This is a genomic window from Methylophaga sp. UBA3613 (assembly GCF_002375415.1).
Taxonomy (GTDB): domain Bacteria; phylum Pseudomonadota; class Gammaproteobacteria; order Nitrosococcales; family Methylophagaceae; genus Methylophaga.
The window spans coordinates 156051-172921 of sequence record NZ_DFLS01000007.1 but is presented as its reverse complement, the minus strand read 5'-3'; the positions used below and the strand labels follow the sequence as shown (position 1 = coordinate 172921).

Genomic DNA, 16871 nt, shown 5'->3' with positions numbered 1-16871 from the left:
AACGAGGCATAAGCTGTGGATAAAATTACCTGTGGATAAGTCGTAATGTTATCCACAAGAGATCGATCCCGCAAGGATAAACTTATACACAATTGGATTGGTATTTAACTTAATGAATAAAAAGGCTTTTCAGGATTAATACAGCTATCCACAGGACTAAAGCATTAACATCATTAAAAGATCTCTTTTATTTAATTAGTATTGTTTAATGAGTTGCATCGTCGAAATTGCCTTAGCTTGCCCCTTGCGTCAGACATTTGATTATCTGAGTGATCAATCCGTTGAACACTGGCAACCCGGTATGCGTGCTGTCATTCCATTTGGCAGTAGACAATTGGTGGGGATCGTAATCGCGATCAAACCTGCCAGCGACATTTCTACTGCTAAACTCAAAAAAATCGAACAGCAAATTGATAAACAGCATTTTTTACCAACAGAAATCATGCAACTGGTTCAGTGGGTAAGTCGTTATTATCATCATCCTATTGGCGAATGCTTTCAGGCGGCATTACCCAAGAAACTCCGACTGGGTGATAGCGATGAAATGCAAACCGAAACCTATTGGGCTTTGCAGCAGATTCCGGCGAATAAACCGGGTAAAAAACAGCAACAGATTCTGGATTTACTGGAAGACTATCCGGAAGGACTCAGTGAAAAAGCATTACGGGTACAATTAGGCAATGTAAAAAACAGTTTGTCTGCTCTGTCACAACAAAACGTAATTACTGCCAGACAACACGTTGCATTACCAGTACCCTGTCTTGAATTACAACAAACCGTATCGTTAAATAGCGAGCAAAAACAGTCTATTGAACAAGTTCTTGCAACAAGAGGGCAATTTTCATCTTTTTTATTGCACGGTATTACCGGCAGTGGCAAAACTGAAGTTTATATTGAAATCTGTCGTGAATTTGTCGAAAACCAGCAACAGGTTTTAGTATTAATTCCAGAGATTGGATTAACCACACAGTTTGTTGAACGTTTCCGTCATTCCCTTGCGGCCAATATCGTTGTTATAAATTCATCGGTTTCAGATGCTGATCGTAAACAAGCCTGGTTGCTGGCCAGATCAGGAAAAGCGGACATTATTATCGGTACCCGCTCTGCAGTTTTTACTCCTATGCTCAATCCGGGACTGATTATCATTGATGAGGAACATGACAGTTCCTATAAACAACAGGATGGACTGCGCTATCACGCCAGAAATGTAGCATTGATGCGGGCTAAATCATTGAATATTCCCATTGTGCTGGGCAGTGCAACACCCTCTCTGGAAACACTTTACCAGGTAAAATTAAAGCGTTATCAATTACTTAAACTAACAAAACGTGCGGGTGGAGCTACGCTGCCCAACATTAAACTTATTGCTGCCAATAAAACAGCGGATAACAATGGTTTAAGTTCAGTGTTAATTAACTCTATTGAAAAACATCTGCAGCAAAATCATCAGGTTTTGTTATTTATAAATCGTCGTGGATTCGCACCGGTTTTGATGTGTCATGAATGCAACTGGCAGGCAAATTGTCGAAGTTGTGATGCCAAAATGGTGGTTCATCAACATCAAAACCGTTTGTTTTGTCATCATTGTGGTTTGATCCAGACCCTGCCGAAAAAATGTCCTGAATGTGGTCATTCCGAACTTAAAAGTTATGGCGTCGGAACAGAGAAAATTGAGCAGGCTCTAACAGCCATTTTTAACGATATACCGGTTTTACGGATTGATAGGGATAGTACCCAACGGGTCAATGCTTTTGCCAATATGGTCAAACAGATTAATCAGGGACAAGCCGCTATTTTGGTTGGTACACAAATGCTGGCCAAAGGGCATGATTTTCATGATGTGACGCTGGTTGGTGTTGTGGATGCGGATCAAGCGTTATTCAGTGCTGACTTTCGAGCCACTGAAGGGCTGGCACAGTTAATTACTCAAGTGACGGGTCGGGCTGGCCGTGGTAAAAAATCGGGTGAAGTGTTGATACAAAGTGAACAACCTGAGCACCCTTTCTGGAAAAATTTACTGCAGGATGGGTATGAAGCTATCGCTGAAAATTTATTAACAGAGCGAATTCAGATGGAGCTGCCGCCCCATGGTTTCTGGGCAGTCTGGCGTGCTGAGGCAAAAGAAGCCGATTTGGCTATGCAATTATTACAACAGGTTGCCGAATTATTGCAGCAAACCGCATCACCGGTAATGATTTTAGGGCCGGTTCCAGCGTTAATGGAAAAACGGGCCGGTCGATATCGGGCACAATTGCTGATGCGATCCGCAGATCGTGCATCGTTGCACCAATTAATCGATCAGCATATCGAAGCCGTCAGCAAGCTTAAACTGGCGCGAAAAGGACGTTGGTCGATTGACATCGATCCTACTGAATTAATCTAATCCGCTCGATGATGTCATCCGCTAGTCTGATCGGTTAAAATGCGCCATCACAATTCTGTTATCCGGACTGCATTACCTTGAAAGACCAATTAAAAGAACTTATTGAAAGTGCTTTAGCTTCGTTGATTTCCCAACAAAGCCTTCCTGCAGATATTTCATCGGCTGATGTTCAGCTGGAGCGAACCAAAGATCGTAGCCATGGTGATTTCGCCAGTAATATTGCGATGGTATTAGCTAAACCCGCCAAAAAGAATCCTAGGCAGATAGCCACTTTGATTGTTGATGCGCTTCCACAGCATGAAGTGATCGAGAAAGTAGAAATTGCCGGTCCGGGGTTTATTAATTTCAGCTTATCCGCGAATTCAAGACAGCAGGTCGTGGCAGATGTCCTGAAAAAAGCCGGTCAATTTGGTCTGAGCCAATACGGCAATGGTCAGAAAGTTCAGGTGGAGTTTGTTTCGGCCAATCCAACCGGACCATTGCATGTCGGTCATGGACGTGGCGCGGCCTATGGCTCGGTGGTCAGCAGTTTGTTAAAAGCAGTAGGGTTTGATGTTCACCGTGAATATTACGTAAATGATGCCGGTCGTCAGATGGATATTCTGGCCACCAGTGTCTGGCTGAGATACCTGGAAAAATGTGGCGAGCAGTTTACTTTCCCAAGTAACGGATATCGTGGTGAATATGTCTTAGACATTGCTGAAACATTAAAACAACAGCATGGAAATACATTATTGCATCCAGTATCTCTGGTTTTTGAGGGTGTTCCGGCGGATGAACCCCAAGGTGGTGATAAAGAGCTGCATATCGATGGCTTGACCCAACAGGCCAAAAGTCTTCTCGGTGCAGATATGTATCGTCAGTTGTTTGATTTGGGCCTCAATGCCATTCTGGATGATATTCGTAATGATTTGGCTGGTTTTGGCGCCGAATACGACGAATGGTTTTCTGAGCGTTCACTGGTGGAATCCGGTGTAGTTGATAAAGCTGTTGAACAACTGAAAGCCGCCAATATGCTTTATCAGCAGGATGGTGCCTGGTGGTTTAAATCCACTGATTTTGGTGATGAAAAAGACCGGGTGGTGGTTCGTGACAATGGTCAGGCAACTTATTTCGCTTCTGATGTCGCTTATCACCTGAATAAATTCAATCGCGGCTTTGATCAGATTATTGATATCTGGGGCGCCGATCATCACGGTTATATAACGCGGGTTAAAGCCTCCATGGAGGCGCTCAATCAGGATGTCAGCAAGCTGAAGGTTTTGCTGGTGCAGTTTGCTGTGTTGTACCGTGGTAAAGAAAAAGTCGGTATGTCGACCCGTAGTGGAGAGTTTGTCACATTACGCGAACTGCGGGACGAAGTTGGTAAAGATGCTGCCCGTTTCTTTTATGTGATGCGCGGTGCTGACCAGCATATGGATTTTGATCTTGAACTGGCAAAATCCCAAAGTAATGATAATCCGGTATATTACGTTCAATATGCTCATGCACGTGTCTGCAGTGTTTTCCGTCAACTGGCAGAAAGGCAGATGAATTGGGATGAACAGACAGGATTACAGAATCTGTCTTTACTGACCGAAGATCATGAACAGGCTTTGTTTACCATGTTGTCACGTTATCCCGAAGTGGTGGAACTGGCAGCGATAACGCATACCCCCCATTTGTTGGCGCATTTCCTAATGGATTTGGCACGTGATTTTCACACTTACTACAACGCTCACCAGTTTATGACAGATGATATTAACTTAAGTCAGGCACGACTGACGCTGATCACTGCCGTCAGGCAGGTGATTGCCAATGGCCTTGGTTTAATGGGCGTTTCAGCGCCACAATCAATGTAAGAGGTTTTTTTGTGGCAACCAGAAGAAATACTCGTAAACAGTCTTCAAAACAAGGTGGAAGTATGCCTTGGGGACCAATGTTAATCAGTTTTGCTGTGGGTGTTTTTGTGATGTTTTTATTGCACCTGAAAGAAAATGTTCCAGCAGATCAACAACAGGCAAAAACTACTCAGCAACAGCCAAAAAAATCGAGTGTGGAGCCCACGTTTGATTTTTATACGTTATTACCCGAAACCGAGGTGGTGGTAGAAAAGCCTAAAACGATTGCCAATCAACCACAGAAACCAATCGTTTCCTCTCCACCTGAAGAAATTTCGGCAGCGCCCGAGCAAACCCAGCAGGCCGCAGCTGAACCACCTGCAGATGCCGTAAGCTATATGATTCAGGTGGGGTCGTTCAAAAAACTTGAAGATGCAGATGGTTTTCGGGCCAGATTAGCCTTTTTAGGTATTGAATCAAAAGTACAAACCGTCACAATTGATAATACCGATACCTGGCATCGGGTGCAGGTTGGGCCAGTGGTAGGGCGAAGTAAGGCCGATGCATTACAGAAACAACTACGAGACAATAATATTGATTCACTCCTGCTAAGGGCAAAGCATGGATAACCCAGTGCACATTTTCAGCTGAACGTCCGGCTGGACTTGAAGCAGGTTAAAATGGCCCCAGTGTATTTAATTGAGAACTATCGAGGACAGCGATATGACAGAAAACAGTACGGCCACCGTTTGGCATGAAGTTGCCAGTCCATTTTGTGGAATAGCCTCCGATGATCTGACGATAGAGGTCAACGGCAATACTGTTAAAGTGCTGGAAAATGGCGATGCTGTCACCCGACCCGGTTTTGAAACTCCAATCACCGATACACAGCCACGAATTAACGGTAAAGAGGTCACTCTGGATCAAGCCGTTTCGCATATTGCTGATTTACTGATTAACAGCAAACAACCGTTAATTGCCGGTCTCGGAACAGACTTGAATGGTGCACGCGCAGCAATGGCGCTTGCCGATAAAAGTGGCGCCACCATTGACAGTTATTATTCTCCAGCCGCATTTCGCAATATTCTGGTATTACAGGATACGGGCTATATGACCACCACACTGACAGAAGTCAGAAACCGGGTGGATTTATTAGTGCTTGTCGGTACTGATATTGAATCTACTTTTCCACGTTTTTACGAACGCATGGTGTGGAACAAGGAAAGTATGTTCGGTCAGGATATTGAGTCTCGTGAAGTTATTTATTTAGGTAAAACACCTAGTGGTGACGCTTCCACTTCACCAAATGGTAAAAAAGCCCAGGTTATAGCCTGTGATAATGCCGATTTACCGGAAGTCGTATCTGTTTTACGTGCTTTAGTAAAAGGTAAACAGATTCAAGCTGAAACCGTCGCGGGCGTTGCCGTGAGTGATTTATCCGCGCTGGCAGACAAGTTAAATGCCGCTAAATATTCAGTAGTGACATGGTCAGCCGGACAGTTAGATATTGATCATGCTGAAGCGACCATCCAAAACGTTTGTGAAATGATCAAAGAGATCAATGCAACGACACGCAGTAACGGTCTGCCGATAGGCGGAAAAGAAGGCGATACCACGGTAAATGCAGTGGCTTCCTGGCAAAGCGGATATCCAATGCGTACAACGTTTAATCGTCGTTTTCCGGATTACGATCCGTTTTTGAACGACAGTAGACGTATTCTGGCGAATGATGAAAGTGATCTTTTGATCTGGGTATCCAGTTTCAATACAGCGGTGACCCCACCTCAATCATCGGCAAATACCATTGTGCTTGGACGCAGTGGTATGCAGTTTGAAACGGAACCGGAAGTCTATATTCCCGTGGGTGTTCCTGGTATTGATCACGAAGGGCGAACCTTCCGCAGCGACAGTGTGGTTTCAGTGCCACTCAGAAAATTACGCGACAGCGGCTTACCCAGCGTGTTTGAAGTTCTCAGTGTGGTCGAACAGGCCCTGTAAACGGAGAGAAAGATGCTTTTAAAATTAACCGGCGGACGTATTTTTGACCCGGCACACGATGTAAATGATGTAGTGCGAGATATTTATATCCGAGATGGACGAATTGTCGAAAAACCCACCGATGGTCGGGTCGATGAAGAAATAGATGTTAGTGGTAAAGTCATTATGGCGGGTGCCATTGATATGCATACCCATATCGGCGGCGGTAAAGTCAATATTGCCCGTACCATGTTACCGGAAGACCATGCTGAAGCAGTTTATGAACGCACCGAACTGTTACGTTCCGGCACTGGCCATGCTGCTCCAAGCACTTTGACGACAGGTTATCGTTACGCAGAGATGGGGTATACCGCAGGCTTTGAACCCGCCGTATTACCGATTAATGCCCGCCAGGCCCATATGGAAATGCATGACACACCTATCATTGATAAAGGTGGCTATGTGATGCTCGGCAGTGATGACTTTCTGCTGCGGATGATGGCGGCCAATTCTGATCAGGAAGCGATTAATAACTATGTCGCCTGGACAATTAACCACGCGCAGGCAGTAGGCCTCAAAGTGGTTAACCCGGGCGGTATCAGCGCCTTTAAATTTAATCAGCGTAAGCTGGATTTAGACGAAAAAAATGATTTTTATGGCGTCACCCCCCGCGATATTCTGCATAGATTGTCTCGAGCAGTGCAGGAAATCGGCGTGCCACATCCATTGCATGTACATGGCTGTAATCTGGGTGTACCGGGCAATATGCAAACCACGTTGGATACCATTCAGGGTGCTGAAGGCGTGCCGATGCATCTGACGCATATTCAGTTTCACAGTTACGGTACTGAAGGGGATTTCAAATTCTCCTCCGGTGCGGCGGAAATTGCTGAGGCGATTAATAAACATAAAAACATTACCGTGGATGTCGGGCAGATACTGTTCGGCCAGACAGTAACCGCTTCTGGCGACAATATGCGTCAGTTCGCCGGTGCACCACATGCACATCCGAATAAATGGGTGTGTATGGATATCGAATGTGAAGCGGGTTGTGGTGTTGTACCGTTCAAGTACAAAGACCAAAGTTATGTGAATGCATTGCAATGGATGATAGGTCTGGAAACCTTCTTGATGGTCGATGATCCATGGCGTATTTTCCTGACCACCGATCATCCAAATGGTGCACCGTTTACCAGTTATCCACATCTGATTAAGTTGTTGATGGATAAATCTTTCCGTAACGATATGTTGTCTACCTTGCATCCGGAAGCACAGAAAGCCACCCATCTGGCTTCATTGGATCGCGAATACTCATTATATGAAATTGCCATTATGACCCGGGCTGGTGCGGCTAAACTGGTTGGTCTGGCGGATCGTGGACATCTGGGAATTGGTGCAGCGGCGGATATCACCGTCTACACCGACAACAGCGATCGCGAAAAGATGTTTGAAAAACCGGATTATGTCTTTAAAGACGGTGAAATGGTGGTGCGGCAGGGTCAGGTCATCAAAATTACCTGGGGTACCACCCATGTAGTGAAACCGGAATATGACGTCAGCATTGAAAAACCGCTGCAACAATATTTTGATAAATTCCATACCCTGAAAATGAGCAACTTCAAAATCAGTAACGACGAAATCGTCGATGATGGTCGTGGTAGCTTAACGATACAGCCGCTGCATAAGGGAGGCAGACTATGATCATCAATGGCGTCAGCATTGATAAAACTTTTGCTGAAGCGTTTCCGATGAAAGGAACGCGAATTATCATTACCGCTCAGAATCTGGAATGGGCAATGCATTCAGCTACTGCCTTCACCGGTTTTGCTACATCGGTTATTGCCTGCGGTTGTGAGGCCTCCATTGAACGAACATTAGAGCCTTCTGAAACCCCTGATGGCCGTCCCGGTGTTGCTTGTCTGATTTTTGCCATGGGCGGTAAAGGACTGGCGAAACAGGTTGAAACTCGCGCTGGACAGTGTGTTTTAACTTCGCCGACATCTGCTTTATTTTCAGGGATTGAAGGTGAAGATGGTAAAGAAATTGCGTTGGGTAAAAACCTGCGTTTCTTTGGTGATGGTTATCAGATATCAAAAATGATTGATGGTAAACGTTACTGGCGTATTCCGGTGATGGATGGAGAATTTCTGACCCAGGAAAATACCGGTGTGGTTTCCTCTGTTGGTGGTGGTAATTTTCTGATTCTTGCCGAGTCCCAGCCCCAGGCACTGGCAGCGTGTGAAGCAGCTGTTAAGGCCATGAAACAACTGCCAAATATCATTATGCCGTTTCCGGGCGGTGTGGTCCGCAGTGGTTCAAAAGTGGGTTCCAAATATAAAGCGTTAAACGCCTCAACCAATGATGCATTTTGTCCGACCTTGAAAGGTCAGACCAAATCCGAATGTTCACCAGAAGTCGAATCCGTTATGGAAATCGTTATTGATGGATTGAGCAAAGAAGATATTGATAAAGCCATGCGTGTCGGCATTCAGGCGGCATGTGATTTAGGTGCTGAAAACGGTATTCGCCGAATCAGTGCAGGTAACTATGGTGGCAAACTAGGTCCATTCCACTTTCATCTGCAGGAGATCATGGCATGAAAGCGCTGACTCTTAAACTCAAAACGGATTTGGCACAACGTGTTGATTGCTCTCCTTTAACACCGGATAAGCTGGCAGGGAAAGATGTCGCAGATATTGCTGCGATTGAACTGGTGAGTGGTCGTTTAACACTGCCAGTTGAGGAACTGTTTGATATCAGTGGTGATGATGTAAATGATATTCGCTTTGAAAACAGCTCAGCCAAACTGGATCATATCGGTCATGCCATGAGTCAGGGGCGGATTACCATCGAAGGTGATGCCGGTGCTTATCTCGGGCAGTTTATGACTGGTGGAAATATTGAAATCACCGGAAATACTTTTATTTACACCGGCTGTGAAATGAAAGGCGGTCAAATAAAGATTAACGGTAATGCCGGAGATTTTGTCGGCGCGGCTCGTAGCGGATATAAAAACGGTATGACTGGCGGCATTATTATTGTCACGGGTAATACCGGAGCACGCACCGGCGATCATATGCGTCGTGGCATGATACTGATAGAAGGTAATGCGGGAGAATACTGCGGTTCACGGATGATTTCCGGCACCATCGCGGTATTGGGGGATGTCGGTAAACATTTGGGGTATGCCATGAAACGCGGCACGATATTGCTACCTAAAATGCCGCAGCATGGCATCACTGCCAACTTTAATGATTGTGGTTCACATACCTTGGCATTTTTACCATTGATGTTTGCTTCATTTAAAAAACTGGATAGCAAGTTTGCCAATGTTGAAGGATTTTCCCGGGTACAACGATACGCTGGCGATGTCGGTGGCATTGGCATGGGCGAGATTCTCGTTAAGATTTAAGGCTATTTGCTAGGGGATTAGCCTGTCTAATCCCCGCCGTTTTTGAAACCCAATTGAACTGCTCTTGGCATTTTCACTGCCACTGGTTTACTCTCTTATTAACAGCTGCGAATCATCAGCTCAACTCCCAGAAAATAAATAGTCAAAGAGAGAAACGCCATGTCTGATATCGGCAAATCGGTTAATCAATTTATCGTTGAAGAACAAAGATCTCACCCCGATTCAACTGGTGATTTGACGGGATTATTAAGTGATGTAGTTAGTGCCTGCAAAAAAATCTCTCACTTGGTCAGCCGCAGCAATATTATTGGTCTTGGCGGTTATGCTGACAGTGAAAATGTGCAGGGTGAAACGCAGAAAAAACTCGATATCATTACCAATGAAGTAATGGTTGATCATCTGAAGTGGACAGGCCATCTGGCAGCTATGGCATCTGAAGAAATCGAAGAAATTATTCAGATCCCCAGCAAATTTCCCAAAGGCAAATATCTGATCTGCTTTGATCCTCTGGATGGTTCCTCAAATATTGATATTAATCTGTCGGTAGGTACTATTTTCTCCATTTTGCGTTGCCCTAATGATTGCAAAAATCCGACATTAAAAGACTTTATGCAGAAAGGCACTGAGCAGGTTTGTGCCGGCTTTACTGTTTATGGTCCGGCCACCATGTTGATTCTGACTACTGGTAATGGTGTCAATGGTTTTACGCTGGATAGTGATGTCGGTGAATTTATTCTGACCCATCCCAATATGCGTATTCCCAAAGATACCGCCGAGTTTGCCATTAATATGTCCAACCAGCGGTTTTGGGAAGCCCCAGTTCAGAAATATGTGGAAGAATGCATTAAAGGTACTGAGGGTGAACGCGAGAAAAATTTCAATATGCGCTGGGTTGCATCAATGGTTGCTGAGGTTTATCGCGTGCTGACCCGAGGCGGCATATTTATGTATCCGATGGATTCCAAAATAGCCAAGCAGGGTGGCAAATTACGCTTGATGTACGAAGCCAATCCGATGAGTTTTATTGTTGAACAGGCAGGCGGGTTAAGCTCAACCGGCACCGAACGGATTCTGGATATACAACCCGAAAGCATTCACCAACGGGTACCAGTGATTATGGGATCCAGAAACGAGGTCGACAGAGTGGTGCGTTACCACAAGGATCACTAAAACGTTTGGCGATTCTGGCCAACTCTTTGCCAGCATTTTGGTCACATTAACTTACTTCTGTGTTTGGTAAGGAGAAATCATGTCGTTGAAAAGATGTTTATTACTGGGACTGATGGGGGCCTCAATGACTGCTGTTGCAGAAAATATTGATTACCAGGTCAATGGGGAAACCTATCAAGGCTTTTATACCAGTGCTGCAGATAATGCTCCTCTAGTACTATTGATACACGACTGGGACGGTTTGACGGATTACGAAATCAAACGTGCCAATATGCTGGCAGAAGAGGGATATGCAGTATTTGCGGCGGACTTATTTGGTAAAGGTATTCGGCCCACAGAGGATAAAGATAAAAAGCAGCATACCGGTGAGCTGTACCAGGATCGGCAGAAGATGCGTCAACTGATAAAGGGCGCTTTAGATAAAGCTGCTGAATTAGGCGCCAATCGACAGCAAACCGTTGTTATAGGTTATTGTTTTGGTGGTGCTGCTGCACTGGAAATGGCACGTGCTGGAGAAGATCTGCAAGGTGTTGTCAGTTTTCATGGTGGTTTGAAAACACCTCCAGGCCAGGATTATGCTGATTCTTCAACTGAAATCCTGATTTTGCATGGCGCCGCAGATAAGGCTATTAGCATGCAAGAGTTTGCCGAGCTCAGCAACCAGCTTGAAGCTTTTAACGTCCCTAACGAAATGATCGCCTATGGCGGTGCAGATCATGCTTTTACCGTGTTTGGAATAGATCGGTATCATGCTGAGGCCGACGAAAAATCCTGGCGGCGTTTGTTGCAGTTTCTGGATGAAAAACGCTCAGAATAAACCTGTATGTATCGATAAGACTGTTCACAAGTTAAAAGAGTAAACGTTTGAAATTACCTCCCCATTATCGAGTTGTGCTGGCCTATTTACTGGTTGGCATTGCCTGGATCTTTTTATCAGATATCACCGTAGAATATTTGTTTTCCGACGAACGCGGCATTACCCAGATACAACACTTTAAAGGCTGGTTATTCATAATCGTCACGACAGTTCTTTTGTTTGTATTGATTCGTCATGACTTTAATAAAATTGAGTTGGCCAACAAAAAAATCCTCGACAGCATTGAACAAGCGGTGACCGGTTGGATCCATGTTATGGATGTAAGGCATAAGGAAACCAGAGATCATTCTGAACGAGTGACTCGAATGACCTTAGAATTAGCCAAACTATCAGGCATTGCAGATGAAAAACAGCTTGAATCGATTCGTTACGGTGCAATCCTGCACGATATCGGTAAAATTGGAATTCCGGATGCCATACTGACCAAACCCGGCAAACTAACCGATGCAGAATGGCAAATCATGAAAATGCATCCACAAATTGCGTATGATATTTTGTCTAAAAACGATTTTCTGTGTCAGTATCTGATGATTCCACATGAACATCATGAACGATGGGATGGTTTGGGATATCCACAGGGCCTGCAAGGTAAGCAGATCCATTTTGATGCCAGATTGTTTTCGATAGTAGATGTCTGGGATGCGATTTATCATCGTCGAGTTTATAAAGATGCCTGGCCGGAAGATGAAGTACTTAAATATATATCTGATCAATCCGGGAAAGCGTTCGACCCGGAGATCTGTAGTCTTTTTGTAAAGAATTACAACCAACTGAAAATTGCAGCAGATTTCAGTTAAATGCCCCTAACTTTTGCTGCCTGGAGTCATACATGCCTGCGTTGTTCATTGTGTTATTTATCGTCACGTTTTTTCCGATGATATTAGCCTTTATCGGGGGATACTTGCGTTACAAGCATGTTGATAAATTTGACAATCGGCATCCCAGAGAACAACAGGCAGAACTGACCGGTGTTGCCGCTCGCATATTGGCAGCACAAAAAAATGCCTGGGAAGCGTTAATATTTTATTCAGCTGTTACCTTGCTGGCATTTTATTCCAGTGTAAATTTACGGGAATTGAGTGGTGCCGCTATTCTGTTCTTAGCTTGCCGCGTTTTGCATCCAATCTTCTACGCGTTAGATTTGGCTCTTTTCCGTAGTCTGATTTTTATTGTGGGCTGGTTAAGTTGTGTCTATATTGCCGTAAGAGCTTTTTTAGCAGTCTAAACAATTAAAAAAATCCCGTTGTGGCAGGATCTAACGGGGTTTGTATTGCGTGGGGCAATAAGCTCGAGAGATATTAGGATTTCGTAAGGCTTGATGTTTGGTTTTACGACCTGAAACACGAGCACGCCATAAACGGAACGATCCCGGTTTCATTTCACGGCGCATTAATTTAATAACCTGTCGTTCGGGTAACCCGTAAAGCTGCAAAATTGCCTCAAAAGGGGTGCGATCTTCCCAGGCCATTTCAATGATCCTGGAAATATCAACTGAATTCAGAGTCTGATGCATACAACTTCTTTTAAATAAAATCTCAAGATAACCAGGGTTATGTGAAATATGCGTCTATTTAAAACCTTATTGCTGTCTCTAATGTTAACGGCTTGTACCGGAATACCGGAAGGCGTCGAACCTGTCACCGGTTTTGAACTGGATCGTTATCTGGGTAAATGGTATGAGATAGCGCGTCTGGATCATTCGTTTGAAGAGGGGTTAACCTCGGTGACGGCGGAATACAGTCTGCATGAAGATGGTCATGTTCAAGTGATTAATCGTGGGTTTAATGCTGCAGAAAACCAGTGGGAAGAAGCAGAGGGAAAAGCCAAATTTGTTCAATCCAGTGATATCGGCCAGCTTAAAGTTTCGTTCTTCGGCCCATTTTATGGCAGTTATATAGTGTTTGGACTGGATAAACAGGACTATCAATATGCGTTTGTTTCAGGACCGAATCATGGCTATTTATGGTTATTGGCTCGCACCCCACAAGTCAGCGATGAGGTTATCGCCGACTTTATCAATGAGGCCTCACAACGTGGTTTTGAAACAGATAAACTGATTTTTGTTGATCAGGATTCTGTCTCAGCTGAATGAGCTTGTACCGGATGTTGTCTCTGTTTCCACGATAATACTGTGACCAGTAAACTGGGTAGGAAAGTGAGTGTAATCAGGGTAGAAACAGCAATCCCAACCAATACAACTATACCGACACCTCGATAAAGCTCGGTACCGGCACCAGGAATAAAGACCAGTGGTGCCAGGCCAAAAATAGTGGTTAGCGTTGACATTAATATGGGTCGTAACCGCGTTGCCACTGCCTGATTAACCGCAGTATGTATTGATATTGCTTTATCAGCCAGATTGCGTCTGGCCTGTTCAACTATCAGGATGGGGTTATTGACTACCGTACCCAACAGAATGACAAAGCCCAACATGGTAATCATATCAAACGGCTGAATAATGGCCGGTAATCCCATCGCATTTAATAAACTGCCCGAAGCATTGACCCCCACTAAGCCAACGATACCGCCAGCGATACCTAATGGCACCGTGGTTAAAATAATCAATGGATAGCCCCAATGCGAGAAAATGGCCACCAATACCAGATAAATCAGGATTACAGCCACAAGCAGATTTTCAGATAACGATTCACGGGTGGCATCCAGTTGATCTGACGCACCGGAAATCGACAGATTAACCCCTTTGGCAACCTCACCCTCAGTCTGCATTGCTGGAATCATTTCATTGCGGACTTTGTTAACCGCGGTTTCCAGCGCTACATCACGCGGCGGGATAATCAGTAAAGTGACCGTACGCCGACTGTCAACCCGCCGCAGAGTGGCACTATCAACCGTTTCTTCCAGATCGGCTAATGCATTTAACGGTATAACATCCCCATTGGGCGTTAGGATCGGTAAACCGGCAAGCCCGGATAGATTCTGCTGCTGACCAGCGGTACTGAATAAAAACATATCCACTTTGTCGTCATCGATAAAAAACTCATCCACAAATGCACCATCACTTAGTGCGGCCACCGCATAACCAAAATCATCAGCAGTAAAACCTGTTTCCGTTAACCGTGACCAGCGTGGACGAATTTCAATTAACGGTTGATCCAGCGATAACGATCCTGGAATGGAGTCAATCTGAGGGTTTTCAAACAATCTCTCGGCCCGCTTCAGAGCAAACTCAGCCGTACTATAGAGACTTTCCATATCCGGTCCGGCAATATCCAGACTGACGGCACGGGTTCCGCCCTGATCGCTGGAGATAATTGAGCCACGACCGGAAAACGCCCGCATACCCGGATAACTCTCGAATAAATCAGTTAAGGCATTCATCATCGGAATGATATCTTGAGTTCTGGTGGGCTCACTCAGTACCCGTAATCCGGTTGGAGAGGTTCGGATGAAATAATAGGCGAGCGAAGGGATTGGGGCCTCACCCTGATCAAACAGTGACGGATCGGCGCCTTTGGCATCAGCCAGAATTTCAATGACTTCTTCACTGATGCGTAACATTTCAGAAAGATTATAGCCGGGCGGTGGAATCATGCTGGTAAAGGCTTTCGGTTCCTCTCCCTCCGGTAAATATTCTGCAGGGGGCATCAGGTGCCACGCGGCTACCAAAGTGGCACACACCGTAACAGCCATCGTTGTTAAACGTCTGACGGGGCCTTTGGTTAACCAGTTAACGCCATGCAGTATAATCCCCCGACGATGCAGATCTTCATGCGTACCTGTACTTTTTCCAAGACCAAAACGAGCGCAGGCAGCCGGAACAACGCCTACAGCAAATAACATTGAGGCAAGAATCGCTACGGAAATAGCAATCGCGATATCGGAATATAATTGTCCGGCTTCTTCCTGCACAAACAACACTGGTGCAAACACCAGGATAGTGGTCATACTGGAAGCCAGTACGGCCGTCCAGACTTCCCGAACTCCCACAATTGCTGCTTCAATTCGGTCCAGCCCCCGCCGCCTGGCCTGTTCAATGCTTTCCAGCACTACGATGGTGTTATCAACTGTCATACCGATGGCGAAGGCAATACCTGCCAGGGAAATAACGTTGATCGTCCGATCAAATACCAAAAGCCCTAAAAAGGCGGCAATGATACAAACAGGCATTCCCATCAACCCAATTAACGTACCGCGCAGGCTACGCAGGAATAAAAAAAGGATAAAGGTGGCCAGCAAAGCCCCTAACAGCAGGTTTTGTGAAACATTCTGAATTGATGACTCTACATAGCGGACATCATCTCCGATTAGTACCAGATCTAACCCGTTCGGGTTTAATAGATCACGCCGCATCTCTTCGACCACTTCCATCATGGCGTATTTGATATCAATTACATTTGAGCCTGGTTCGCGCTTAACGGCCATGGTCAAGGCCTGTTCATCATTCACTACAGCAACTTGGCGGACTTCATAGTGATCGAGTTTGATGGTAGCAATATCTTTTAACAGAATATCCGTACCATTGCGGTGTGCCAGGATGAGGTTTTCCAATTCCTGTTTATCTTCAAAGCGTCCAATGGTTCTGAGCAAATAACGTTTTTTGCCATCATCCAAATCACCGGCAGAGGTGTCGCTATTGCGGGCTCGTATCGCATCACGAACATCGGTCAGACTTAAACCGCGTTGGGCCAGTTTGGCGGAATCAATAAAGATCTGCATTTGCCGTTCAGCCCCGCCACGCAGCTGTACCTCGGAAACCCCTGGCACGCGTTCCATCTGCGTGCGAACATTGTCATCGATAAAGTCCGTAATCATGTCGATGTTGAGATTCAGCGGGTTCCCAGGCAAGGGTGATACCGCAAAATACATGAATGCATTTTCCGAAAAAGAGCTGCTGCGAATACTCGGCTGATCGACATTTTCCGGGTAGCTGGGCACCTGGCTTAATGCATTGGAGACTTCGATTAACGTTTCGTTGATACCCACCCCAAATGGAAAATCCAGCTCTATAACAGCTTCACCGGTTTCAGCAAATGCTTCCATACGGCGGAGATTGGGAATATTCCGCAGGTACCTTTCCTGTTCGATAAGTATTTCTTTTTCGATATCCTGCGGGGTGGCACCAGGCCATTGAGTGACTACGCTGATAGTGCGGACATCCAGATCCGGAATCATCTGGACGGGTATTAAACGTGCGGCGGCAATACCTAATACACAAACAATAAGCACAATGACGGTCAGTAGTTTGCCATTGCGAATAGGCGCTTCTAACAT

Annotated in this window: 14 protein-coding genes; 12 read left to right on the top strand and 2 right to left on the bottom strand. The window is 45.3% G+C overall.

Going from position 1 to position 16871, the window contains the following annotated elements; all coding sequences use genetic code 11:
- Nucleotides 1-208: 208 nt before the first annotated feature.
- The 11 genes from B3S93_RS09445 to B3S93_RS09395 all read left to right on the top strand — a co-directional run bounded on the left by B3S93_RS09445 (nt 209) and on the right by B3S93_RS09395 (nt 12864).
- Nucleotides 209-2383: a primosomal protein N' gene (locus tag B3S93_RS09445; RefSeq protein WP_292402509.1), complete on the top strand. Its 2175-nt coding sequence runs from the start codon at nt 209-211 to the stop codon at nt 2381-2383.
- A gap of 77 nt (nt 2384-2460) precedes the next feature.
- Nucleotides 2461-4224, top strand: coding sequence for an arginine--tRNA ligase (gene argS, locus B3S93_RS09440; protein ID WP_292402511.1), 1764 nt, complete (start codon nt 2461-2463; stop codon nt 4222-4224).
- Between the two features lie 11 nt (nt 4225-4235).
- On the top strand, nt 4236-4832 hold the full coding sequence (locus B3S93_RS09435; protein ID WP_292748697.1) for an SPOR domain-containing protein: 597 nt from the start codon (nt 4236-4238) through the stop codon (nt 4830-4832).
- A 94-nt stretch (nt 4833-4926) separates the two neighbouring features.
- Nucleotides 4927-6201 carry a formylmethanofuran dehydrogenase subunit B gene (locus B3S93_RS09430; protein ID WP_292402514.1) on the top strand — a complete coding sequence of 425 codons (1275 nt, stop codon included), beginning with the start codon at nt 4927-4929 and terminating at the stop codon, nt 6199-6201.
- A gap of 12 nt (nt 6202-6213) precedes the next feature.
- Nucleotides 6214-7881 carry a formylmethanofuran dehydrogenase subunit A gene (locus B3S93_RS09425; protein ID WP_292402518.1) on the top strand — a complete coding sequence of 556 codons (1668 nt, stop codon included), beginning with the start codon at nt 6214-6216 and terminating at the stop codon, nt 7879-7881.
- The gene (gene fhcD / locus B3S93_RS09420; protein WP_292358588.1) at nt 7878-8780 is read left to right on the top strand and encodes a formylmethanofuran--tetrahydromethanopterin N-formyltransferase; all 903 of its coding nucleotides are present in this window, start codon (nt 7878-7880) and stop codon (nt 8778-8780) included. Before B3S93_RS09425 ends, fhcD begins: the two co-directional genes overlap by 4 nt.
- A complete protein-coding gene (locus tag B3S93_RS09415; RefSeq protein ID WP_292402521.1) occupies nt 8777-9592 on the top strand; it encodes a formylmethanofuran dehydrogenase subunit C in 816 nt (271 codons plus the stop codon). Before fhcD ends, B3S93_RS09415 begins: the two co-directional genes overlap by 4 nt.
- A 159-nt stretch (nt 9593-9751) precedes the next feature.
- Complete coding sequence (locus B3S93_RS09410; protein WP_292402524.1) at nt 9752-10762, top strand: class 1 fructose-bisphosphatase; 1011 nt, start codon at nt 9752-9754, stop codon at nt 10760-10762.
- Between the two features lie 79 nt (nt 10763-10841).
- The gene (locus B3S93_RS09405) at nt 10842-11579 is read left to right on the top strand and encodes a dienelactone hydrolase family protein (RefSeq protein WP_292402527.1); all 738 of its coding nucleotides are present in this window, start codon (nt 10842-10844) and stop codon (nt 11577-11579) included.
- A gap of 47 nt (nt 11580-11626) precedes the next feature.
- Complete coding sequence (locus B3S93_RS09400) at nt 11627-12436, top strand: HD-GYP domain-containing protein (RefSeq protein WP_292402529.1); 810 nt, start codon at nt 11627-11629, stop codon at nt 12434-12436.
- 32 nt (nt 12437-12468) lie between these two features.
- Complete coding sequence (locus tag B3S93_RS09395; RefSeq protein WP_292358578.1) at nt 12469-12864, top strand: MAPEG family protein; 396 nt, start codon at nt 12469-12471, stop codon at nt 12862-12864.
- A 30-nt stretch (nt 12865-12894) separates the two neighbouring features.
- Here the strand turns inward: B3S93_RS09395 and B3S93_RS09390 are convergent, their stop codons facing one another.
- The gene (locus tag B3S93_RS09390) at nt 12895-13152 is read right to left on the bottom strand and encodes a TIGR03643 family protein (RefSeq protein WP_292402532.1); all 258 of its coding nucleotides are present in this window, start codon (nt 13150-13152) and stop codon (nt 12895-12897) included.
- A 48-nt stretch (nt 13153-13200) separates the two neighbouring features.
- Between B3S93_RS09390 and B3S93_RS09385 the strand changes: the two genes are divergently transcribed.
- Nucleotides 13201-13731 (top strand): lipocalin family protein, encoded by a 531-nt coding sequence (locus B3S93_RS09385; RefSeq protein WP_292402535.1) that lies wholly within the window; start codon nt 13201-13203, stop codon nt 13729-13731.
- Here the strand turns inward: B3S93_RS09385 and B3S93_RS09380 are convergent.
- A complete protein-coding gene (locus tag B3S93_RS09380) occupies nt 13707-16871 on the bottom strand; it encodes an efflux RND transporter permease subunit (RefSeq protein ID WP_292402538.1) in 3165 nt (1054 codons plus the stop codon). The genes B3S93_RS09385 and B3S93_RS09380 overlap by 25 nt on opposite strands.

Coding starts and splice junctions, on each gene's coding strand:
- B3S93_RS09410 (WP_292402524.1), top strand. CDS start 9,752: ATGTCTGATATCGGCAAATCGGTTAATCAATTTATCGTTGAAGAACAA.
- B3S93_RS09385 (WP_292402535.1), top strand. CDS start 13,201: ATGCGTCTATTTAAAACCTTATTGCTGTCTCTAATGTTAACGGCTTGT.
- B3S93_RS09380 (WP_292402538.1), bottom strand. CDS start 16,871: ATGTTAGAAGCGCCTATTCGCAATGGCAAACTACTGACCGTCATTGTG.
- B3S93_RS09425 (WP_292402518.1), top strand. CDS start 6,214: ATGCTTTTAAAATTAACCGGCGGACGTATTTTTGACCCGGCACACGAT.
- B3S93_RS09415 (WP_292402521.1), top strand. CDS start 8,777: ATGAAAGCGCTGACTCTTAAACTCAAAACGGATTTGGCACAACGTGTT.
- B3S93_RS09405 (WP_292402527.1), top strand. CDS start 10,842: ATGTCGTTGAAAAGATGTTTATTACTGGGACTGATGGGGGCCTCAATG.
- B3S93_RS09390 (WP_292402532.1), bottom strand. CDS start 13,152: ATGCATCAGACTCTGAATTCAGTTGATATTTCCAGGATCATTGAAATG.
- fhcD (WP_292358588.1), top strand. CDS start 7,878: ATGATCATCAATGGCGTCAGCATTGATAAAACTTTTGCTGAAGCGTTT.
- B3S93_RS09430 (WP_292402514.1), top strand. CDS start 4,927: ATGACAGAAAACAGTACGGCCACCGTTTGGCATGAAGTTGCCAGTCCA.
- B3S93_RS09395 (WP_292358578.1), top strand. CDS start 12,469: ATGCCTGCGTTGTTCATTGTGTTATTTATCGTCACGTTTTTTCCGATG.
- B3S93_RS09445 (WP_292402509.1), top strand. CDS start 209: ATGAGTTGCATCGTCGAAATTGCCTTAGCTTGCCCCTTGCGTCAGACA.